This window comes from Vibrio sp. 704 (assembly GCF_033339295.1).
In genome coordinates this window covers 1-544 of the sequence record NZ_JAWOUH010000896.1, presented here as the reverse complement: position 1 = coordinate 544, position 544 = coordinate 1, and the positions used below count along the sequence as shown (strand labels likewise).

Annotated in this window: 1 protein-coding gene; it reads right to left on the bottom strand. The window is 40.4% G+C overall.

Annotated features, from left to right (window positions below):
- On the bottom strand, positions 1-544 hold a 544-nt coding region (locus R7R24_RS29750), incomplete at both ends, for a DUF1853 family protein (RefSeq protein ID WP_318120593.1).

The following is a 544-nucleotide window of genomic DNA, read 5'->3' as shown; positions in this document are numbered from 1 at the left end:
ACCAGAACTCGCCATCTGCTGTTTGTGCATGATCAAATCGCTCCATTGGTTTTTCAATCGGCTGAGAAAAATCATCCGTACCAATAGCCCAGTTGGGTTTGCTTAAGTGGTAAAGCGGTTTATTGATCAAACTCCATTGGCTTTGATAACACCAATATCCACTGATTTGGATTGGATTGAGAGCAAAGCCTAAGCACTCTTTCGGTGGTACTTCATTAGAAAATGGATTGATGTAAAGTCGTCCTTGCATCAACAAGCGTTCCTTTGGAGACTGATCCAGAGGAAGCATTTGTCTAAATTCAGGCCTTTCGCTCATTTTCAATTGGTGGGAGAGCATTCTATCCAGTTTTGTATGCAATTGATCGTGCGCGTTAGGGCCATACCAAACACCTTCATGTAAAAGATAAAACTTAATCGCTACTTCCCAATGTTCTAGTTGGTCCAATGTTCTATTTTTGAGTATGAGATCTATCGCACCAATGGTTTTTCCGTCGCTATCGTTGAGTTGAATTTCTTCTGCAAGAATTTCATATTGTTCTGAATT